The 19,412-nt window shown below is 71.2% G+C and carries 21 protein-coding genes; 16 read left to right on the top strand and 5 right to left on the bottom strand.

The features are described 5' to 3' along the window. Window positions 1–10: 10 nt before the first annotated feature. Both ACO03V_RS10285 and lexA read right to left on the bottom strand, forming a co-directional pair. Window positions 11–1,918 carry a prolyl oligopeptidase family serine peptidase gene (locus ACO03V_RS10285; protein ID WP_423137523.1) on the bottom strand — a complete coding sequence of 636 codons (1,908 nt, stop codon included), beginning with the start codon at window positions 1,916–1,918 and terminating at the stop codon, window positions 11–13. 180 nt (window positions 1,919–2,098) lie between these two features. Continuing rightward, entirely contained in the window at window positions 2,099–2,788 is a 690-nt protein-coding gene (gene lexA / locus ACO03V_RS10280) for a transcriptional repressor LexA (RefSeq protein WP_367730638.1), read from the bottom strand. A gap of 260 nt (window positions 2,789–3,048) precedes the next feature. On the opposite strand from lexA, the gene ACO03V_RS10275 reads away from it, so the two are divergent. From ACO03V_RS10275 to ACO03V_RS10250, 6 genes are read left to right on the top strand one after another with little or no spacing between them, the layout of a single operon-like run. Continuing rightward, entirely contained in the window at window positions 3,049–3,399 is a 351-nt protein-coding gene (locus tag ACO03V_RS10275; RefSeq protein WP_387055935.1) for a LysM peptidoglycan-binding domain-containing protein, read from the top strand. A 38-nt stretch (window positions 3,400–3,437) separates the two neighbouring features. Then, window positions 3,438–4,532, top strand: a complete 1,095-nt coding sequence (locus tag ACO03V_RS10270) for a histidinol-phosphate transaminase (RefSeq protein ID WP_423137522.1) — start codon at window positions 3,438–3,440, stop codon at window positions 4,530–4,532. Continuing rightward, window positions 4,529–5,143: an imidazoleglycerol-phosphate dehydratase HisB gene (hisB, locus tag ACO03V_RS10265; protein WP_423137521.1), complete on the top strand. Its 615-nt coding sequence runs from the start codon at window positions 4,529–4,531 to the stop codon at window positions 5,141–5,143. The genes ACO03V_RS10270 and hisB overlap by 4 nt, the downstream gene beginning before the upstream one ends. Then, window positions 5,140–5,787, top strand: coding sequence for an imidazole glycerol phosphate synthase subunit HisH (gene hisH / locus ACO03V_RS10260; RefSeq protein WP_367730646.1), 648 nt, complete (start codon window positions 5,140–5,142; stop codon window positions 5,785–5,787). Before hisB ends, hisH begins: the two co-directional genes overlap by 4 nt. 46 nt (window positions 5,788–5,833) lie before the next feature. Beyond that, a complete protein-coding gene (gene priA, locus ACO03V_RS10255; RefSeq protein WP_367730652.1) occupies window positions 5,834–6,580 on the top strand; it encodes a bifunctional 1-(5-phosphoribosyl)-5-((5-phosphoribosylamino)methylideneamino)imidazole-4-carboxamide isomerase/phosphoribosylanthranilate isomerase PriA in 747 nt (248 codons plus the stop codon). Further along, on the top strand, window positions 6,564–7,373 hold the full coding sequence (locus ACO03V_RS10250) for an SseB family protein (protein ID WP_423137520.1): 810 nt from the start codon (window positions 6,564–6,566) through the stop codon (window positions 7,371–7,373). Before priA ends, ACO03V_RS10250 begins: the two co-directional genes overlap by 17 nt. Before the next feature lie 148 nt (window positions 7,374–7,521). On the opposite strand, the gene ACO03V_RS10245 is transcribed toward ACO03V_RS10250, so the two are convergent. Further along, the gene (locus tag ACO03V_RS10245) at window positions 7,522–7,944 is read right to left on the bottom strand and encodes a DUF1844 domain-containing protein (RefSeq protein WP_387055929.1); all 423 of its coding nucleotides are present in this window, start codon (window positions 7,942–7,944) and stop codon (window positions 7,522–7,524) included. Window positions 7,945–8,144: 200 nt separating this feature from the next. Here ACO03V_RS10245 and infC point away from each other — a divergent pair, with 200 nt between their 5' ends. The 10 genes from infC (at window position 8,145) to pheT (ending at window position 17,470) form a co-directional block, all read left to right on the top strand. Beyond that, a complete protein-coding gene (infC, locus tag ACO03V_RS10240) occupies window positions 8,145–8,813 on the top strand; it encodes a translation initiation factor IF-3 (RefSeq protein WP_367730980.1) in 669 nt (222 codons plus the stop codon). A 47-nt stretch (window positions 8,814–8,860) separates the two neighbouring features. Next, window positions 8,861–9,055 (top strand): 50S ribosomal protein L35, encoded by a 195-nt coding sequence (gene rpmI / locus ACO03V_RS10235; RefSeq protein WP_013583375.1) that lies wholly within the window; start codon window positions 8,861–8,863, stop codon window positions 9,053–9,055. 29 nt (window positions 9,056–9,084) lie between these two features. Continuing rightward, window positions 9,085–9,468, top strand: coding sequence for a 50S ribosomal protein L20 (gene rplT / locus ACO03V_RS10230; RefSeq protein WP_063257942.1), 384 nt, complete (start codon window positions 9,085–9,087; stop codon window positions 9,466–9,468). Between the two features lie 104 nt (window positions 9,469–9,572). Next, a complete protein-coding gene (locus ACO03V_RS10225; protein ID WP_387055928.1) occupies window positions 9,573–10,370 on the top strand; it encodes a TrmH family RNA methyltransferase in 798 nt (265 codons plus the stop codon). A 75-nt stretch (window positions 10,371–10,445) separates the two neighbouring features. After that, complete coding sequence (locus tag ACO03V_RS10220; RefSeq protein WP_414685847.1) at window positions 10,446–11,210, top strand: amino acid ABC transporter ATP-binding protein; 765 nt, start codon at window positions 10,446–10,448, stop codon at window positions 11,208–11,210. Between the two features lie 131 nt (window positions 11,211–11,341). Then, window positions 11,342–12,238, top strand: coding sequence for a glutamate ABC transporter substrate-binding protein (locus tag ACO03V_RS10215; RefSeq protein WP_423137519.1), 897 nt, complete (start codon window positions 11,342–11,344; stop codon window positions 12,236–12,238). Between the two features lie 62 nt (window positions 12,239–12,300). Beyond that, window positions 12,301–12,957 (top strand): amino acid ABC transporter permease, encoded by a 657-nt coding sequence (locus ACO03V_RS10210; protein ID WP_423137518.1) that lies wholly within the window; start codon window positions 12,301–12,303, stop codon window positions 12,955–12,957. Beyond that, the gene (locus ACO03V_RS10205; RefSeq protein WP_423137517.1) at window positions 12,954–13,868 is read left to right on the top strand and encodes an amino acid ABC transporter permease; all 915 of its coding nucleotides are present in this window, start codon (window positions 12,954–12,956) and stop codon (window positions 13,866–13,868) included. Before ACO03V_RS10210 ends, ACO03V_RS10205 begins: the two co-directional genes overlap by 4 nt. 51 nt (window positions 13,869–13,919) lie before the next feature. Next, the gene (gene pheS / locus ACO03V_RS10200) at window positions 13,920–14,960 is read left to right on the top strand and encodes a phenylalanine--tRNA ligase subunit alpha (RefSeq protein WP_367730671.1); all 1,041 of its coding nucleotides are present in this window, start codon (window positions 13,920–13,922) and stop codon (window positions 14,958–14,960) included. After that, on the top strand, window positions 14,960–17,470 hold the full coding sequence (pheT, locus tag ACO03V_RS10195) for a phenylalanine--tRNA ligase subunit beta (protein WP_423137516.1): 2,511 nt from the start codon (window positions 14,960–14,962) through the stop codon (window positions 17,468–17,470). The genes pheS and pheT overlap by 1 nt, the downstream gene beginning before the upstream one ends. Window positions 17,471–17,533: 63 nt before the next feature. On the opposite strand, the gene ACO03V_RS10190 is transcribed toward pheT, so the two are convergent. Next, window positions 17,534–18,586 (bottom strand): hypothetical protein, encoded by a 1,053-nt coding sequence (locus ACO03V_RS10190; protein ID WP_423137515.1) that lies wholly within the window; start codon window positions 18,584–18,586, stop codon window positions 17,534–17,536. Beyond that, window positions 18,583–19,299: a DUF5819 family protein gene (locus tag ACO03V_RS10185; RefSeq protein WP_423137514.1), complete on the bottom strand. Its 717-nt coding sequence runs from the start codon at window positions 19,297–19,299 to the stop codon at window positions 18,583–18,585. Before ACO03V_RS10185 ends, ACO03V_RS10190 begins: the two co-directional genes overlap by 4 nt. Window positions 19,300–19,412: the final 113 nt, after the last annotated feature.

The following is a 19,412-nucleotide window of genomic DNA, read 5'->3' as shown; positions in this document are numbered from 1 at the left end:
GCATCCGGGATCAGTCGAGGTCGAGAGCCGGCACGCCGGGCGTCGCGAAGCCGAAGACGGCGCCGAGGAAGGCGAGCTCGCGCTGCAGCGAGTCGACCACGGTCTCCGCGCGGCGGAACCCGTGCCCCTCGCCCTCGTAGAGCACGTACGCGTGCGGCACGCCGTGGGCGACGAGGGCGTCCCGGATGGCCTCCGCCTGCGACGGCGGGACGACCCGGTCCTCGGACCCCTGCAGGATGAGCAGCGGGACGCGGAACCGCTCCGGGTGGCTCAGCGGGGAGCGCTCGAGGTAGAGGTCCTCCGCGGCGGGCAGCGGACCGATGAGCCCGTCGAGGTAGCGCGCCTCGAAGTCGTGCGTGTCCTCGGCGAGGGCGCGGGCGTCACCCACGCCGTAGCGCGAGATCCCGGCGGCGAAGACGTCGGTGGTGGTCACCGCGGCCAGCACCGTCCACCCGCCCGCGGAGCCGCCCGCGATGGCGATGCGGCCGGGGTCGGCCAGTCCCGCCTCCGACAGGGCCGATGCGGCGACGGCGACGTCGTCCACGTCGACCACGCCCCACTGGCCCTTGAGGCGGTCCCGGTAGGCGCGGCCGTACCCGGTGGACCCGCCGTAGTTGACGTCGAGCACGCCGATGCCGCGGCTGGTGAAGAAGGCGGTCTTCGCGGACGGCGCGGGTCCCACGTGCGAGGTGGGGCCGCCGTGGACGAGGACCACGTAGGGCGGGCGCTCGTCGGCGGGGGCGACGACGCCCGGGTTCGTCGGCGCGTAGGCGAACGCGTGCACCGGGCCGTGCGGCCCCTCGGTGACGAGGGCGCGGGCGGGCGGCATCCATTCGTCCCCCCAGGCGGCGTCGCCGCCGGCCACCGGCAGGACGGACTCCGGGGCGTCGAGGTCGATCAGCCACAGGCCGGACCGTCCGTGCGCGTCCGCCCCCGACACCAGCACGCGGGCGTCGCGGGCGTGCTCGACGGCGGCCCCCGCGACCACGGGCAGAGGGAGGGGACGGATGCCGCTGGGGGCGATCTCGACGACGTCGTCGGCGCCGTTCGTGCGCACGGCCACGATGCGGCCGTCGGCCGTCGCAACGAACCACCGCGTGCCGAGCACCCAGAGTCCGCCGCCGGTGTCGGCGTCCGCGGGCGCCACCGGCTGCGGCTCGCCGTCGAGACGGTGCCGGACGAGGTTCCAGCGCCCGTCCGGGTCGTCGGCGTAGAGCAGCTCGTCGTCGGCCAGCCACACCGGCTGCAGGGGAGCGCGACGCTCGCCGCCGGCGAGGTCGCGCACCTCGCCCGTCGAGAGGTCCGCGACGCGCAGGCGCGTGGCATCCCACGGCATGTCGGGATGGTCCCACGCGATCCACGCGAGACGGGAGCCGTCGGGCGACAGGGCGGGCTGCGCGAGGAAGGTGCTGCCCGCGGCCAGCGTCGCGACCGCGTCGGTGTCCTCCGCGCCGGAGCCGTCGGTGGGGATGCGGACGATCGCCCGCTCGGGCACGCGCCCGTCGCCGTGCCGCTCGCGCACCGCGAGCAGGGCGCCGTGCTGCCATGTGAGGCCGCCGTGGCGGTCCGTGTCGGACGCCGGAGTGAGCGGACGCGCCTCCGCACCGGGGCGGAGCCCGTACACGCGCTGATCGGTCTTCTCGACGTAGAACAGCTCTCCGTCGTCGGAGGCGGTCCAGGCGCCGCCGCCGTACTCGTGTACCGAGGACCGTGCGTTCGCGGGGGCGGGGAGGATCGTGTCGACGACGCCGTCGGCCCGGCGGCGCTTGACGGCCACGCGGCCGCCCTCGGCGGGGACCGACTCGCCCCACCACACCTCGTCGCCGACGAGTCGTGCGCCGTCCACGCGCGGCGTCGCGCGCGAGACCGCCTCGGCGGTGACGGGGGAGGGCCAGGAACCGTAGGGGAGCGTGTCCATCGGCCCAGCCTACGAAAAGCGCAGGGCGCGCCGTCGGATGACGGCGCCGGATTCGGACCGGGGGCCGCGTCTGTTCCGATTCCGTGGCCGTCCTCCGATTCTGCGCGCCCGGCGACATGACGAAGGGCCGGATGCCGCCCCTCCCGGCGGCATCCGGCCCTCTGTCGTGTCGGCTCGCGGTCAGACCGCGCGCAGCACCGCCACCACGCGTCCGAGCACCACGGCCTCGTCGCCGAGGATCGGCTCGAACGCCGAGTTGCGGGGGAGCAGCCACGTGTGGCCGTCGCGGCGGCGGAACGTCTTGACCGTGGCCTCGCCGTCGAGCATGGCGGCGACGATCTCGCCGTTCTCGGCGGTGGCCTGCGAGCGGACGACGACCCAGTCGCCGTCGCAGATGGCGGCGTCGATCATCGAGTCGCCGGACACCTTGAGCATGAACAGCTCGCCCTTGCCCACAAGCTGGCGGGGGAGGGGGAAGATCTCCTCGACCTGCTGGTCGGCCGTGATGGGCACGCCGGCGGCGATGCGCCCGACGAGCGGCACGAGGGCGGCGTCGCCGAGGGCGGGCGCGGTGTCGGCGGGGTTCTCGGCGGCGGCGCCGGGGAGGTCGATCAGCACCTCCATCGCGCGGGTCTTGCCCGGGTCGCGGCGGAGGTATCCGCTGAGCTCGAGCTGGTTGAGCTGGTGGGTGACGCTCGACAGCGACTTCAGCCCCACGGCGTCGCCGATCTCGCGCATGCTCGGCGGGTAGCCGTACCGCGCGATCGAGCGCTGGATGACCTCGAGGATCGCCAGCTGCTTGTCGCTGAGGTTCTTGCGCCGACGGGTCTGCGGCCTGTCGCGCCCGCCCGCGGTCGTCGCGTCGGTCATCGTCTGCTCCCCTCGCGCCGCACGGGGCATGCGGCGGAAATTCGAATGTCGGAGGTTCGTGGTGAGGTCTCCGTGTCGAAACCGTATCCGCTCAGAGAGGCGAATCCCGTGGACCGCGCGCGTGTCGCGTTCGATTGGATTCCGAGCGAACCGGTGTTGACACTCGAACTGTATCGAAGATAGATTCGGAATACAGGTTCGCACCACCGTCCTCCCGGCCGAGGGCGGGGTGCGAATCTCTCCCCCTCAAGGAGCACACCATGACCAGCATCGCCGCCCCCGCACCGACCACCCGCCTGCGCCTGACCGTCCGCGGTCGCCGCGTCGTGGCCTTCCTGGCCGCGCTGCCGGTGCTCATCGCGCTGACGGTGGCCGCGCTGGGCGGGGGAGCGGCACTCGCCTCGCTCGACAGCGGCGCACCGGCGGGCTCGTTCACCGAGGTCACCGTCATGAGCGGCGAGACCCTCTGGTCGATCGCCGAGGACGTGGCCCCGGGCGCCGATCCTCGCGACGTGGTCGCGGAGATCACCCGCCTGAACGCGCTCGAGAACGGCGTCGTGTCGGCCGGTCAGCGCATCGCGATCCCGTCCGAGTACACCGTCCAGGGCTGAGCGGGGCGCCGACGCTGACGGCCGCGCCGCCGCCTACGATGGGTGAGGTGACTGTTCGGCTCGACGACCTCCCCCTTCGCGACGATCTCCGGGGCATGACCCCCTACGGAGCGCCCCAGGCCGCCCTTCCCGTGGCCCTCAACGTCAACGAGAACACGCATCCGGTGCCCTCCGAGGTGGCCGACGACATCCTCGACGCCGTCGCCCGTGCGCTCCGCGACGTCAACCGCTACCCCGACCGCGAGTTCACCGCGCTGCGCGAGTCGTTCGCGGACTACCTCGGGCACGGCCTCGACCGCGAGCAGATCTGGGCGGCGAACGGCTCGAACGAGGTCCTCCAGCACCTGTTGCAGGCGTTCGGCGGTCCCGGGCGGACGGCCATGGGGTTCGCGCCGACCTACTCGATGTACCCGCTGCTCACCCGCTCGACCGGCGCCACCTGGATCGCCGGGACGCGCGAGCACGACTTCTCCCTCACCGCGGAGTCGGCGGCGGAGCAGGTCGACCGCGAGCGGCCCGACATCGTCTTCCTCTGCGCGCCGAACAACCCCACGGGAACGCCGCTGCGTCTCGACGTCGTCGAAGCGGTGTACGCCGCGACCGACGGCATCGTCATCGTGGACGAGGCGTACGAGGAGTTCGCCCCGCGCGACGAGCCGTCCGCCGTGTCGCTCCTCCCGGACCGCCCGCGTCTGGTCGTCTCGCGCACCATGAGCAAGGCGTTCGCCTTCGCCGGGGCGCGCGTGGGCTATCTCGCCGCGGACCCGGCGGTCGTCGACGCGCTCCGCCTCGTCCGGCTGCCCTATCACCTGTCCGCTCTGACGCAGGCGGCCGCCACCGCCGCTCTCGCGCACGCAGAGACGATGCTGTCGATGGTCGATGAGATCGTCGCGCAGCGCGACCGGATCTCCGCGACCGTGTCGGCCCTGGGCTACGTCGCGCACGAGTCGTGGACCAACTTCGTCCTCTTCGGCGGAGTCGACGACCCGGCCGCGACGTGGAAGGGCCTGTACGACCGCGGTGTGCTCATCCGCGACGTCGGCATCCCGCACCACCTGCGCGTCACCGCCGGTACGGCGGATGAGACCACCGCGTTCCTGGACGCGCTGGCCTCGGTAGGATCGCGGGCATGACCGGCCCCGCCTCGCCCCGTTCCGCCTCGATCTCGCGTGAGACCAGCGAGTCCCACGTCGAGCTCGAGCTCGACCTGGACGGCCGCGGCCACAGCGAGATCTCCACGAGCGTGCCGTTCTTCGACCACATGCTGACCGCGTTCGCGAAGCACTCGCTGACCGACCTGCGGGTCCGTGCGACCGGCGACACCCACATCGACGCCCACCACACCGTGGAGGACGTCTCCATCGTGCTCGGCCAGGCGATCCGTCAGGCGCTCGGCGACAAGTCCGGCATCGCCCGCTACGGCGATGCGCTCGTGCCCCTCGACGAGGCGCTGGCGCAGGCGGTCGTCGACATCAGCGGCCGTCCCTACCTCGTCCACACCGGTGAGCCCGCCGGCTTCGAGCACCACCTGATCGGCGGCCACTTCACCGGCTCGCTCGTGCGCCACTCCTTCGAGGCCATCTCGATCCACGGCGGTCTCACGGTGCACGTCCGCGTTCTCGGTGGCCGGGACCCGCACCACATCGCGGAGGCCGAGTACAAGGCGCTCGCCCGCGCCTTCCGCCAGGCGAAGGCGCTGGATCCGCTCGTCGACGGCATCCCGAGCACCAAGGGGGCCCTGTGAGCCGTCCGGTCGTCGCGGTCTTCGACTACGGGTCGGGCAACGTCCACTCGGCGGTCAAGGCGCTCATCGAGGCCGGCGCCGACGCGCGCCTGACCAGCGACCGTGCCCTGCTCATGGACGCCGACGGTCTCCTCGTCCCCGGTGTCGGCGCCTTCAGCGCCGTGATGGGGGCCCTGGATGCCAGCCGGGGCGGCGAGATCATCGACCGACGCCTCGCGGGCGGTCGTCCCGTGCTCGGCATCTGCGTCGGCATGCAGGTCATGTTCGAACGCGGTGTCGAGCGGGGCGCGGACACCGCGGGACTAGGGGAATGGCCCGGAACGGTCGCCGAGCTGGCCGCGCCGGTCCTGCCGCACATGGGCTGGAACACCGTCGACGCGGGCGCGGGCTCGCGCCTGTTCGAGGGCATCGAGAAGGAGCGCTTCTACTTCGTGCACTCGTACGGGGCGCAGGACTGGTCCCTCGAGGTGACCCCGCCCTTCCCGGAGCCGACGCTGACCTGGTGCACCTACGGCGCGCCGTTCCTCGCGGCGGTCGAGAACGGGCCGCTGGCGGCGACGCAGTTCCACCCGGAGAAGTCCGGCGAGGCGGGCATCCGCCTGCTGGCGAATTGGATCGACGGCCTGCGCACGACTACTGTGTGACCTCGTGCCCAGGGCAGGCGAGACGCGCCGCCGGGCACGAGGAGCCATGAACGATTTCGCGTCCACGCCCGAACTTGTGCTGCTTCCCGCGGTCGACGTCGCCGACGGCAAGGCCGTCCGCCTGACCCAGGGCGAAGCGGGCACCGAGACCAGCTACGGCGACCCCGTCGACGCGGCCCTCGACTTCGCCCGTCAGGGAGCGACCTGGATCCACCTGGTGGACCTGGATGCCGCCTTCGGCCGCGGCAGCAACGCGGCGGTCATGCGCAAGGTCATCAAGAACGTGCGCGGCGTGCAGGTCGAGCTCTCCGGCGGCATCCGCGACGACCGGTCCCTGGAGGCCGCCCTCGAGAGCGGTGCGAGCCGGATCAACCTCGGCACCGCCGCCCTGGAGAACCCCGAGTGGGCCGCCGACGTCATCAACCGCTACGGCGAGGCCATCGCCGTCGGTCTCGACGTGCGCGGGACGACGCTCGCGGCGCGCGGGTGGACCCGCGACGGCGGCGACCTGTGGACGGTCCTGGACCGCCTCGAGGACGCCGGATGCAGCCGCTACGTCGTCACCGACGTCACCAAGGACGGCACGCTGCGCGGACCCAACCTCGAGCTGCTGCGCGAGCTGACCCAGCGCACGCCCAAGCCGGTCGTGGCCTCGGGCGGGGTGTCCAGCCTCGACGACATCGCCGCGCTGCGCGAGCTCGTCCCCCTCGGCGTCGAGGGCGCCATCGTCGGCAAGGCGCTCTACGCGGGCCAGTTCACGCTCGCAGAGGCTCTGGATGTCGCCGGAGGCTGACGGACCGCACGGCCACGGACCGCACGGCCACGGGCGCGGGGCGGACTCCGCCGGCGTGCCCTGGGAAGGGCGGCGGTTCGAACACAACCCGCATTCCGGGGACGACGGCTCGGCCGACCCGGCGCTGCTGTCCGCGCTGCTGGCGTTCCACACCGGAGACGGCGAGGCACGCGCGGTCGTGGACGCCTACCGTGACGCGCGCCTGTTGATCCCCCTCGTTGCGGAGAAGGGCGACCACGGCGTGGGCCCCCACGGCCTGGAGGTCGACAAGACGCAGGAGCTGTCGATCGTCACGGTCGCGGCCCCGGACGGCCGCAAGGTGCTGCCGGTGTTCACATCGGTCGACGCGCTACAGCGGTGGGACGCCGCGGCCCGCCCCGTGCCGGCGGACGGTCGGCGCACGGCGCTGGCCGCCGCGAACGAGGACACCGAGCTGATCGTCATCGACCCCGCGTCGGAGACGGAGTTCGTCCTCCGCCGCCCGGCGGTCTGGGCCATCGCCCAGGGGGAGGCCTGGGAGTCGGCCCACACCTCGCCGGCGGTCTTCACCGGACTGCAGGAGAGCATCTCCGGCGAGCTGGCGGTACTGGACCTCGCCGTGCAGCCCGGTGACCCGACCGGCCGCCTGCGCGGTCCCGAGCTCGTCGTGCACCTGCAGCTCATGTCGGGCCTGGAGCAGGAGGAGCTGGACGCGGTCCTCGCGCGCCTCGCGCGGCGCTGGGCCGGCGACGACCGCGTCGCGGTGCTCGTCGACTCGCTGACCGTCAAGCTCCACCGCAGTCAGGACGCCTGACCCCGACCGTCGTGGGGGAGGTGCCGATGGCATCCGTCCCGCCCGCACCGTCACCGAGACAGGCTCCGAGCCGAAGACATACTGTCGGCCGTGGGATCGTCCTGTCCTCGTGCCCCCGCCTGCCCCGGCGGCATGCGGCGACCCTCGATCAGGTGACGGGGCCCGTCCACTTCTCGCCCGGCCCCTTGCCGATGGGGTCGGGGATGACGGACGCCTCGCGGAACGCGAGCTGCAGGGAGCGCAGGCCGTCGCGCAGCGACCGGGCGTGCATGTCGCTGATCTCGGCGGCTCCGGCGGTGATCAGGCCGGCGAGGGCGTTGATGAGCTTGCGGGCCTCATCGAGGTCGGTCTGGTGCTGCGGGTCGTCGGCGAGGCCGACCTTGACCGCCGCGGCGCTCATAAGGTGGACCGCCGTGGTCGTGATGACCTCGACCGCCGGCACGTCGGCGATGTCGCGCGTCGCGGAGGCGGAGACGCGCTCCTGCTCCTCCCAGCGGGCCAGGCGTTCGGCGTCTTCACCGGAGCCGTTCGCGGCGTCGTGGTCGTGCGGGTCGGAGGGGATCGTGTCCACGTGTATCTCTCTGCTAGACTGTGGCGGGCTTCGGAGTGTTCTGCTCCGAACGAAAGAGGATTTCATCCCACCCGCGCTTGCCGCTCCAGGTTACCGGGTTCCCGCACTCCGCTCCGTCTCGCACGGGGTCGTCAGGGTGCAGAAGCCGGTGCTGACAGCACCGTGCCGGGTGGTGTGACTTCTCTTCGCCCGTGGTCCGAATGGATCGCGGCGGCCATCAACGAAGACAAGAGGAGTCCCGCATCAGCGATCCCCGCACCAACGAGCGCATCCGAGTCCCGGAGGTCCGTCTCGTCGGACCCAACGGCGAGCAGGTCGGCATCGTCCGAATCGAAGCTGCGCTGCGCCTGGCCCAGGAAGCGGACCTCGACCTGGTCGAGGTCGCTCCGAGCTCCAAGCCGCCCGTGGTCAAGATCATGGATTACGGCAAGTTCAAGTACGAGGCCGCTCAGAAGGCCAAGGAAGCGCGTCGTAACCAGGCGAACACCGTCCTCAAGGAGGTCCGTTTCCGTCTGAAGATCGAGGCGCACGACTACATCACCAAGCTCAAGCGTGCCGAGGGCTTCCTCCAGGCCGGCGACAAGGTGAAGGCCATGATCCTGTTCCGCGGTCGCGAGCAGTCGCGTCCCGAGCAGGGTGTGCGTCTGCTGCGCAAGTTCGCGGAGGACGTGGCCGAGCTCGGCACCGTGGAGTCGAACCCCACGATCGACGGTCGCAACATGGTCATGGTGGTCGCCCCTCACAAGAACAAGTCCGAAGTGAAGACCGAGCAGAACGCGCAGCGCGCGGCGAACCGCGAAGCGGCCCGCAGCGCGTCCCGCGGAGATGCGGCCGCTCCGGACGAGCCCTCCTCGGCCCCTGCCGAGTAAGGCCCCACGACTCCCGCCCGGGCGGGACACACAACGAAGGAAGAGACATGCCGAAGCAGAAGACCCACTCGGGCGCCAAGAAGCGTTTCAAGTTGACCGGTAGCGGCAAGCTCATGAAGCAGCAGGCTGGCATGCGGCACAACCTTGAGGGCAAGGCCTCCAAGCGCACCCGTCGCCTGAACCAGGAGCAGGTCCTGGCCAAGGGCGACTCGAAGGTCGCCAAGAAGCTCCTCGGTCTCTGAGCGCCGACGCACGTTAGGAAGAATGAGAAATGGCTAGAGTCAAGCGGGCAGTAAACGCCCACAAGAAGCGTCGCGTCATCCTCGAGCGCGCCTCCGGTTACCGGGGTCAGCGTTCGCGCCTGTACCGCAAGGCGAAGGAGCAGGTCACCCACTCCCTCGTCTACGCCTACCGCGACCGTCGCAAGCGCAAGGGCGACTTCCGTCGTCTGTGGATCCAGCGCATCAACGCCGCGAGCCGCCAGAACGGCCTGACGTACAACCGCTTCATCCAGGGCCTCGGCCTCGCGGGTGTCCAGGTCGACCGTCGCATGCTCGCCGAGCTGGCCGTCAACGAGCCGGCCGTGTTCGCGTCGCTCGTCGCGACCGCGAAGGCTGCGCTGCCCAGCGACGTCAACGCTGCGAAGACCGCGTAACACGCGTTCTCATCACGAACGGGCGTCCTCTTCGGAGGGCGCCCGTTCGGCGTTCCCGAGCGCGGCGACCGGGCCGCGGCCCGCGCCCGACCTACACTGATCGCGTGCTCGAGAACCCCCGATCCCCGCGCGTGCGCGCCGTCGCGAAGCTGAGCAAGCGGGCGGCGCGTCAAGAGACCGGACTGTTCCTGCTCGAAGGCCCGCAGGCCGCGCGCGAGGCGCTCGCGTGGGCGCCCGGCACCGTCCTCGAGCTCTACGGCACCCCGACGGCGCTCGAGAAGCACGCCGACGTCCGCGAGGCTGCCGAGGAGGCGGGCGTCGACCTGCAGTTCACGACGGAGGCGGTCCTGGATGCCATGGCCGACACCGTCACCCCGCAGGGGATCGTGGCCGTCGCCCGGCAGGCGCCCACCGCCCTGAAGGACATCCTCGCGGGGGAGCCGCGCCTCATCGCGATCTGCGAGGAGGTACGCGATCCCGGCAACCTGGGGACGATCATCCGCGCCGCCGACGCGGCCGGGGCCGACGCCGTCATCCTCACGGGCCGCACCGTCGACCCCTACAACCCGAAGGTCGTCCGCTCCACGACCGGGTCCCTGTTCCACGTGCCCGTCGCGGTGGACCTCGAGCTCGCCGACGTGGTCGAGCGCATCCACGAGGCCGGTCTCCGCGTGGTCGCCGCCGATGTCGACGGCGACGACTTCGTGGCATCCCGGGACCGTCTTGCGGAGCCGACGGCCTGGCTGTTCGGGAACGAGGCGCGGGGTCTGGACGAGGCCGCGCTGTCGCACGCCGACCAGGCGCTGCGCCTGCCGATCTACGGGCGGGCGGAGTCGCTGAACCTCGCGACGGCCGCCAGCGTCTGCCTCTACGAGACCGCGTTCGCGCAGCGCGCCGGCTGAGGCGGGCTGTTACGGAACGGTTAAGGCGTGCGTTCCGATGTGGTTGCGGCGGTGCCCCTCTCGTAGGGTGAGTGCATGTCCACACCCGTTCCCCCCACGGGCTCCGAGCCCTTGGTCGTCATCTCCGATGTGCAGAAGCACTACGGGCAGTTCCAGGCTCTGAAGGACATCGACCTGACGGTCGACCGCGGCGAGGTCGTCGTCGTCATCGGCCCGTCCGGCTCCGGCAAGTCGACGCTGTGCCGCACGATCAACCGCCTCGAGACCATCACCAGCGGCGTCATCACGATCGACGGCAAGGAGCTTCCCAAGGAGGGGAAGGGCCTGGCCGCGCTGCGCGCCGACGTGGGCATGGTGTTCCAGTCGTTCAACCTCTTCGCGCACCTGACGATCCTCGAGAACGTCACGCTCGGACCGATGAAGGTCCGCAAGATGAAGAAGGCGGATGCCGAGAAGGAGGCGCGCGCGCTCCTGGACCGGGTCGGCGTGGGTCACCAGGCCGACAAGCTGCCCGCGCAGCTGTCCGGCGGTCAGCAGCAGCGCGTCGCCATCGCCCGCGCCCTCGCGATGAAGCCGAAGGTCATGCTGTTTGACGAGCCGACCTCGGCCCTCGACCCGGAGATGATCAACGAGGTCCTCGACGTCATGGTCGGGCTGGCCGCCGAGGGAATGACGATGATCGTCGTCACGCACGAGATGGGCTTCGCCCGCAAGGCGGCGAACCGCGTCGTCTTCATGGCCGACGGTCAGATCGTCGAGCAGGCGCCGCCGGAGCAGTTCTTCACCAGCCCGCGGTCCGACCGCGCGAAGGACTTCCTCTCCAAGCTCATCACGCACTGAGTCATCGTCGGCGACGAACGAGGAGGTCCGCCGCCGCTCCCGCTCCGCCCCGCCGCCGCTCGGTCGGTCGCCGGGGCTTCCGAACCCATATCCGCACAGCACACACAGCACACGTAACCAAGGAGAATCACATGCGCAAGACTCGTTTTCTCGCGGGCGTCGGCATCGTCGCCGCCGGCCTGCTGGGCCTGACGGCCTGCAACAGCGGCACCCCCGGCGCCGCTCCCGGAGCCTCCGAGGGCTCCAGCGATCAGCTGTGGGAGGTCGCCTCCGACGTCTCGCTCGACGGCAGCCCCACCTACGACCGCATGGTGGCCGCGGACAAGGTCGTCGTCGGCGTCAAGGAGGACCAGCCCGGCCTCGGCTTCAAGGACCCCCTGACCGACGAGCGCGGCGGGTTCGACGTGGAGATCTCTCAGTGGATCGCCGCGTCGCTCGGCTTCGACGCCGACCAGATCGAGTACAAGACGATCCCTTCCGCCAACCGCGAGCAGGAGCTCGTCAACGGCAACATCGACTACTACGTCGGGACGTACTCCATCACCGACAAGCGCAAGGAGTCCATCGACTTCGCCGGGCCGTACCTCATCACGGGCCAGGGCCTGCTGGTCGCCGCGGACGACGACTCCATCAACGGTCCCGACGACCTCGCCGGGAAGATCGTCTGCTCGGTGACCGGCTCGACCCCGCTGCAGCGCATCCGCGACGAGTACAGCCCCGGCGACACCGTCGAGTATGACACCTACACCCAGTGCCTCGAGCAGTTGCGCGCGGGCTCCGTCGACGCCGTCACCACCGACCAGGCCATCCTGGCGGGCTACGTGGCTCAGGAGCCCGACACCTTCAAGATCGCCGGTGAGACCTTCAGCGAGGAGCGCTACGGCGTCGGCCTGCCCAAGGGCGACACCGTGCTGAAGGACCACATCAACACCCTCTTCAACGACGGTGGCGACGTGTGGACCGCCCTGTTCGACAAGAACCTCGCGCCGGCCAGCATCGAGGGCGAGCAGCCCACCGCCGACGAGTGATCCTGTCCGGGGGGTGGCGCATCGAGCCGCCCCCCGGCACCTGACAACGACAAGGAGCACGCATGGGTGTCATCTTCGACAACCTCGACGTGTGGAGCGAGGCCCTGCTCGGCACGCTCGTGCTGTTCTTCGCGGGCGGCGCGCTCGCGCTGGTCCTCGGCATCATCGTGGGTGCGATGCGCGTCTCGCCCGTTCCGATCGCGCGCGCGGTCGGGACGTTCTACGTCAGCGCCATCCGCAACACGCCGCTGACGCTCGTCTTCTTCGCCTTCGTGTTCGCCTTGCCGCCCCTGCTCGGACTGCGTCTGACGGGCGACGTGTCGCTGACGCTCGGCATCTGCGCCCTCGGCGTGTACACCGCAACCTACGTCGCAGAGGCCATCCGCTCCGGTGTGAACACGGTGCCGGTCGGCCAGGCCGAGGCCGCACGCGCTCTCGGGCTCGGCTTCGGACAGGTCATGTCGCTCGTCGTCCTGCCGCAGGCGTTCCGCTCCGTCATCCCTCCGATGATGAGCGTCTTCATCGCCCTGCTGAAGAACACCACCGTCGCCGCGGGGTTCTCGATCGTCAACCTCGGCTCGGTCCGCAACTACCTGAGCGAGCGAGGTGAGAACGCCTTCATCGTCATCCTCTGGGTGATGGTGGTGTTCGTCGCCCTCGTCCTGCTGCTGTCCTGGCTGCAGCGATCGCTCGAGAACCGCTGGAGGGTGGCGCGATGAGCAGCGTCCTGTACGACGTCCCCGGACCCAAGGCGGTCGCTCGCAACCGCATCCTGGGTGTGATCACCATCCTGGTGGTGCTCGCGATCATCGGCTTCCTCGTGTGGAGGCTCGCGGCCACGGGCCAGTTCACCGCCCAGAAGTGGTCGGCCTTCACCTACACCAACGTGTGGGCGAGCATCCTCGACGCGACCGTCGCGACGCTCTCGGCCTTCGCGGCCGCGGCGGTCGGTGCGCTGGCCCTGGGCTTCGTGCTCGCCATCGGCCGACTGTCCGACCACGCGTGGGTCCGGTGGCCTTTCACCGCGGTCATCGAGGTCTTCCGCGCGATCCCCGTGCTCGTCTTCATGTTCCTGCTGTACTACGGGTTCCCGGTCATCGGTGTTCGCATGGAGCCGTACTGGGCCGTCGTCATCGCGCTCATCTGCTACAACGGCTCGGTCCTCGCCGAGGTCATCCGCGCGGGTGTGGAGTCGCTGCCGCGCGGCCAGAGCGAGTCGGGGTACGCGATCGGCCTGCGCAAAGCCGGCGTCATGCGTCTCATCCTGCTCCCGCAGGCCATCCGGGCCATGATGCCGGTGATCATCGCGCAGCTCGTCGTGACGCTCAAGGACACGGCGCTCGGGTTCATCATCACCTACCCGGAACTGTTGTTCTACGCGAAGTACATCGGTGCTCAGCCCAGCGTGGGGTCGCCCATCATCCCGGCCACGATCATCGTCGGGGCGATCTACATCACGTTGTGCCTGGTTCTGTCGTTCGTGGCGAATCTCGTGGAGAAGCGTCTGCGCCGCTCGCCCCGGGTCACCGCCGTGGCCGCGGCCGCACAGCCCGCCCAGCAGGCGGGGACGGACACCGAGCTGATCGTGGCGCAGCGCGGCCTCGGTCGGCACGACGGCACCAGCGTCTGACACCCGCCGACGGGCGGGGGAGCACCCCGCCCGTCGGTAGACTCTCATCTCGTGTCCGACGCACCCGAGATCACGCCCGAGGCCGTCGCCTCCGCCGTCGACGCCGCTCTCGCGGCGATCGCCGCCGCCGCGACGACCGCCGACCTCAAAGCGGCCCGTTCCGCGCACACGGGGGAGCAGTCCCCGCTCGCGCGTCTGAACGCCCAGCTGCGCAACGTCGCCCCGGCGGACAAGGCCGCCTTCGGCAAGTTGGTGGGCCAGGCCCGCGGCCGGGTGAACCAGGCCCTGACGGCCCGAGAGGCCGAGCTCGCCGAGGCGGAGACAGCCGCGCAGCTGGAGGCCGAGCGCATCGACGTGACGGCGCTGCCGCAGCGCGCGCGCGTGGGGGCGCGGCATCCCATCTCCCTCCTCCAGGAGCAGGTGTCGGACATCTTCGTCGGCATGGGCTGGGAGATCGCGGAAGGGCCGGAGCTCGAGCACGAGTGGTTCAACTTCGACGCCCTCAACTTCGACGTGGACCACCCGGCGCGGCAGATGCAGGACACGTTCTTCGTCGACCCGGTCGCCCGGCACCTCGTCATGCGCACGCACACGAGCCCCGTCCAGGTGCGGTCGATGCTCGAGCGCGACCTGCCGATCTACGTCCTCTGCCCGGGGCGGGTCTACCGCACCGACGAATTCGACGCGACGCACCTGCCCGTGTTCACGCAGTTCGAGGGGCTCGTGATCGACAAGGGCATCACGATGGCCCACCTCAAGGGCACGCTCGACCACGCGGCTCGCGTGCTGTTCGGCCCCGAGGCGAAGACGCGCTTCCGTGCGAACTACTTCCCGTTCACCGAGCCCAGCGCCGAGCTCGACCTGTGGCATCCCACCTTCAAGGGCGGGGCGCGCTGGATCGAGTGGGGCGGCTGCGGGATGGTGAACCCCAACGTGCTGCGTGCCGCCGGCATCGATCCCGAGGAGTACTCGGGCTTCGCGTTCGGCATGGGCATCGAGCGGACGCTGATGTTCCGCAGCGACGTGCAGGACATGCGCGACATGGCCGAGGGCGATGTCCGCTTCAGTGAGCAGTTCGGAATGGTGGTCTGATGCGCGTCCCTCTGTCCTGGCTGCGTGAGTACGTCGACGTCCCCGCCGAGGCCACGCCCGACGACGTCCTCGCCGCCCTCGTGTCGGTCGGCTTCGAAGAGGAGGACGTGCACCGCTTCGAGCTGTCCGGCCCCATCGTCGTCGGCCAGGTCGTCGAGTTCGTCCCCGAGCCGCAGTCCAACGGCAAGACCATCCGGTGGTGCCAGGTGGACGTGGGCGCGGAGCACGGCGGCGTCCGCGGCATCGTCTGCGGCGCGGGCAACTTCTTCGAGGGCGACAAGGTCGTGGTGACCCTGCCCGGCTCGGTCCTCCCCGGCCCGTTCCCCATCGCCGCGCGCAAGACCTACGGTCACGTGTCGGACGGCATGATCGCCTCGGCGAAGGAGCTGGGGCTCGGCAGCGAGCACAGCGGCATCCTGCGCCTGGTCGACCTGGGCATCGACGCGCCCGTCGGCACCGACGCGATCGCCCTGCTCGGCCTGGACGACGTCGCCGTCGAGATCAACGTCACGCCCGACCGCGGCTACGCCCTGTCGCTGCGCGGTGTGGCGCGGGAGTACTCCCACGCCACCGGCGCGTCGTTCCGCGACCCGGGCGCCGGTCACGACGAGGCCGTGACCCGGGCGCCCTCCGGATTCCCGGTCGCGGTCGACGACCGTGCGCCGATCCGCGGCCGCGTGGGTGCCCGCGAGTTCGTCGCGCGCATCGTCCGGGACGTCGACCCGTCGCGTCCGACGCCGCCGTGGATGATCACGCGCCTGTCCCTCGCCGGGATCCGCTCGCTCGGCGTGCTCATCGACATCACGAACTACGTGATGCTCGAGCTCGGCCAGCCGATCCACGGCTACGACCTCGACCGCCTGCAGGGCGGCATCACGGTCCGTCGCGCGGAGCAGGGCGAGAAGCTCGAGACCCTCGACGGCCAGGTGCGCACGCTCGACGCCGAGGACCTGCTCATCACCGATGAGTCGGGCCCGATCGGCCTCGCCGGCGTGATGGGCGGCGGCCCCACCGAGATGGGACCCGACACCCGCAACGTCCTCATCGAGGCGGCGACCTTCGACCAGGTGTCGATCGCGCGCACGGCCCGGCGCCACAAGCTGCCGTCCGAGGCGTCGCGTCGCTTCGAGCGCGGCGTCGACCCGCTCGTCGCCTACGTGGCGGCCGAGCGCGTCGCCGGACTCATGGTGCAGCTGGCCGGCGGCACCCTGGACACCGAGCTGGGCGGATCGCTGGGCGCGGAGTACTCCCGCGACGCGATCACCCTGCCGAACGGCTTCGTCGCCGGACTGATCGGCGTCGACTACACCGACACCGAGACCGAGGACGCGCTGCGCCTGATCGGATGCCATGTCGAGGCCCGCGAGGCCGGATGGAGCGTCGTCCCGCCGTCCTGGCGCCACGACCTCACCGACAAGTGGACGCTCGCCGAGGAGGTCGCGCGCATCGAGGGGTACGACCGGATCCCCTCGGTGCTGCCCACCCCGCCGTCGGGTCGGGGACTGACGACGGCGCAGCAGGGACGGCGCCGCGTCGCCAACGCCCTCGCCGCGGCCGGGTTCGTCGAGACGCCGTCGTTCCCCTTCACCACCGCCGAGAACAACGACCTGCACGGGTCCGCGACGGGCGAGAAGCTGCCGAGCGTGAAGCTCGCGAACCCGCTCGACGGCCTCGCGCCGTTCCTGCGCCGCTCGCTCGTGCCGGCGCTGCTGCAGGTCGCGCACCGCAACGTCTCGCGCGGCATCACCGACCTCGCGCTGTTCGAGATCGGCACCGTCTTCCTCCCCGCCCCGGGCGTGCAGTACGGCACGGCATCCGTCCCGCCGCTGGCGGTGCGTCCCGACGCGGCGACGTTGACGGCCCTGGATGCCGCCATCCCGCCGCAGCGCCGTTTCGCTGCCGTGCTGCTCACGGGGAGCCTCGTGGCCAAGCAGCCGGGCCAGGCGGCGGTGCCCGCGGATCTGGCGGATGCCGTGGACGCCGTGCGCGTCCTCGCGGCCGCGGCCGGGGCCGACATCGAGCTCGTGCAGGCGCAGCGCGCGGCGCTGCACCCCGGGCGGACCGCGCGCGTGCTCGTCGCCGGCACGGAGATCGGCTACGTCGGCGAAGTGCTGCCGGCCGTGTCGTCCGCGGCCGACCTGCCGGGGCGCGTGCTCGTGGCCGAGATCGACCTGGACGCGCTGCTGGAGGCGGCGCAGACCCGCGTCGTCGCGGCATCCCTCTCCGGGTATCCGGCCGCGACGCAGGACGTGTCGCTCGTCGTGCCCGTCGACGTGCCGGCGGGGGAGGTGCGCGCCGCGCTCGTCGACGGCGGGGCGCCGCTGCTCGAGGGTGCACGTCTGGTGGACGACTACCGCGGCACCGGTGTCGGCGAGGGCCAGAAGAGCCTGACCTTCGCGCTGCGTTTCCGCGCGCCGGACCGCACGCTCACCGCGGCCGAGGCGACGGAGGCCAAGATGGCCGGCGTCGCCCGGGCGGCGGAGCGTTTCGGCGCCGCGATCCGCGACTGACGGACGACGAGAGGGGCGCCCCACGGCTCGGCCGGGGGCGCCCCTTCGTGTCCGTCGCGGCGGTCAGGCCGCCAGCCGCGGTCCCGGCGCGGAGACCTCGTCGTCGGTCCCCGGCCTCCGGAGGCGTCGCCGGACGCCGGCGACCGCGGCGCGCAGCCGCAGCCAGGAGGCGTCGCGCACGAGCAGCAGGTCGAGGGCGATCATCGCCAGTGAGAACGGCCACAGTCCCAGGAGCAGGCCGATGCCCAGGTGCGTCAGCGTCAGGCCGGCGACCGCGACGTACCGGCTCGGCTTCCACAGCAGGGCAAGGGGGAACAGCAGCTGGGCTGTGAGGGCGAACCACGTGCCCAGCTGCACCAGCGGTGTGACCTGCCAGGCGGCCTCGCTCAGGGCGGGGAGGACCTGGAACTCCGTCAACGCCAGTGCGTAGTAGAGCGCGGTCCCGTCGAGCCACTCCACGCCCTGCAGCTTGAGGATCGACGACACGAGGTAGACGAGCAGGATCTGGTAGCAGCACAGCACCAACGCGGTGTTGTGGAGGAGAGGCGACAGCCACGGCGGCATCCGGTCGGTCACCCGCGCAAAGCGACCGGGACGCTCGCCGCGGCGACGACGCAGCCACGCGTCCACCGAGAGGTGACGGCTGAGGTCCGCGAACAGGGCGAACACGAGCACGATCCGCATGAGGGTGTCGCCGCCGTTGGTCAGCAGGGTCGAGTTCGTCGACAGTCCCACCCACATGAGCAACAGGAACGGGGTCACCCACCGCGTCTTCACGCCGACGATGAACAGCAGCACGAGGCCGATCAGCGCGAAGAAGGCGATGTCGAACAGCACCGGGTCGTCCTTGGAGAAGACCGCACGGAACGGCTCCCACCAGCCACGGCGCCGTGCTTCGGGCTCGACCCACCAGGAGCCCGCGCCCCACAGGTAGTGACGGTCGGCGAAGCTCGGCAGCAGCACCAGCAGCATCGCGACGCCGAAGATGATCCGCAGCAGCGAGAAGCCGATGGTCGCGTGCGGCGCGGACGTCATCCACGTCTGGAAGCGGCCGAGGATCGCGGCCGGCCGCAACCGCTGCGCGCGTCCGAGCCGCGGGGGAGCGCCGGTGGTCATGAGCGGTCCTCCCCGGCGTAACGATCCTGCACCTCGTCGAACACGGCGATGAGCGAGGGGTCATCGGGCGCCTGCGCCTGCCGCCACCCGAACGTCGTCGTCGACAGCGGGAACTGACGCTCGTCGTCGAAGCGGTGCAGGAAGTCGTTCGGCCGGTCGTACTGCGCCTGCCACCGCACGCGCTCGATCGGACGGTCGTAGTACGCCTCGCCGAAGACGGTGAGGTACCGCGTCAGCATGTAGTCGTAACGGATGAGCGAGACCACGGCATCCGGATCGTCGCCCAGCTCGTCCAGCTCGGCCAGCAGGTCCTCGTCGGGGATGGCCTCGAAACCGCCGTCGCCGTCACGCTGGATGAAGGTGTCCTGCACCCGTTCCTGCTGCTGTTCGCTCACCTCGTCGTACCGCTCGAGATAGGCCCCGAGCGCGTTGACACTGTTCTTGGAGACCCGGGAGGGCGCCGGGATGCCGCGGACGGCGGCGAACTCCATGTCCGTGACGTCGATCCAGTCCCCGGTGACGAGCTCGCCGTCGTCGTCGCGCCACTGCGCCTGCATCTGCATCGCGCTGTTGACGCGAAGGATCTTCGGGGCGAACACGTCCCACCGCTGGGAGAAGTAGGGCGCGAAGCCGTCCGAGACGGCCGCCCGGGCGGGCGCGTCGGGAACCGTGAACGTCGCGCTGACGAAGACGTAGGCACCGATGACGCCCACGGCCGCGATCGTCGCGATCGTCGGCGCGAGCCGGCGAGGCGTTTCGATCGCGGTGGGGCGCTTCGCCGGGGCCGGCCGCGGTGCGCGACCGGCCCCGGATCTGCGTGAGGACA

The organism is Microbacterium sp. HMH0099 (assembly GCF_049384025.1).
GTDB lineage: Bacteria > Actinomycetota > Actinomycetes > Actinomycetales > Microbacteriaceae > Microbacterium.
Note: the sequence above shows the minus strand (reverse complement) of the source record. Positions and strands in the feature narration are given on the sequence as shown.

Excerpts from the sequence above, each read along its gene's own strand:
- ACO03V_RS10285 (WP_423137523.1), bottom strand. The coding sequence starts at position 1,918 with ATGGACACGCTCCCCTACGGTTCCTGGCCCTCCCCCGTCACCGCCGAG.
- lexA (WP_367730638.1), bottom strand. The coding sequence starts at position 2,788 with ATGACCGACGCGACGACCGCGGGCGGGCGCGACAGGCCGCAGACCCGT.
- ACO03V_RS10275 (WP_387055935.1), top strand. The coding sequence starts at position 3,049 with ATGACCAGCATCGCCGCCCCCGCACCGACCACCCGCCTGCGCCTGACC.
- ACO03V_RS10270 (WP_423137522.1), top strand. The coding sequence starts at position 3,438 with ATGGGTGAGGTGACTGTTCGGCTCGACGACCTCCCCCTTCGCGACGAT.
- hisB (WP_423137521.1), top strand. The coding sequence starts at position 4,529 with ATGACCGGCCCCGCCTCGCCCCGTTCCGCCTCGATCTCGCGTGAGACC.
- priA (WP_367730652.1), top strand. The coding sequence starts at position 5,834 with ATGAACGATTTCGCGTCCACGCCCGAACTTGTGCTGCTTCCCGCGGTC.
- ACO03V_RS10250 (WP_423137520.1), top strand. The coding sequence starts at position 6,564 with ATGTCGCCGGAGGCTGACGGACCGCACGGCCACGGACCGCACGGCCAC.
- infC (WP_367730980.1), top strand. The coding sequence starts at position 8,145 with ATGGATCGCGGCGGCCATCAACGAAGACAAGAGGAGTCCCGCATCAGC.
- rpmI (WP_013583375.1), top strand. The coding sequence starts at position 8,861 with ATGCCGAAGCAGAAGACCCACTCGGGCGCCAAGAAGCGTTTCAAGTTG.
- rplT (WP_063257942.1), top strand. The coding sequence starts at position 9,085 with ATGGCTAGAGTCAAGCGGGCAGTAAACGCCCACAAGAAGCGTCGCGTC.
- ACO03V_RS10220 (WP_414685847.1), top strand. The coding sequence starts at position 10,446 with ATGTCCACACCCGTTCCCCCCACGGGCTCCGAGCCCTTGGTCGTCATC.
- ACO03V_RS10215 (WP_423137519.1), top strand. The coding sequence starts at position 11,342 with ATGCGCAAGACTCGTTTTCTCGCGGGCGTCGGCATCGTCGCCGCCGGC.
- ACO03V_RS10210 (WP_423137518.1), top strand. The coding sequence starts at position 12,301 with ATGGGTGTCATCTTCGACAACCTCGACGTGTGGAGCGAGGCCCTGCTC.
- ACO03V_RS10205 (WP_423137517.1), top strand. The coding sequence starts at position 12,954 with ATGAGCAGCGTCCTGTACGACGTCCCCGGACCCAAGGCGGTCGCTCGC.
- pheT (WP_423137516.1), top strand. The coding sequence starts at position 14,960 with ATGCGCGTCCCTCTGTCCTGGCTGCGTGAGTACGTCGACGTCCCCGCC.
- ACO03V_RS10190 (WP_423137515.1), bottom strand. The coding sequence starts at position 18,586 with ATGACCACCGGCGCTCCCCCGCGGCTCGGACGCGCGCAGCGGTTGCGG.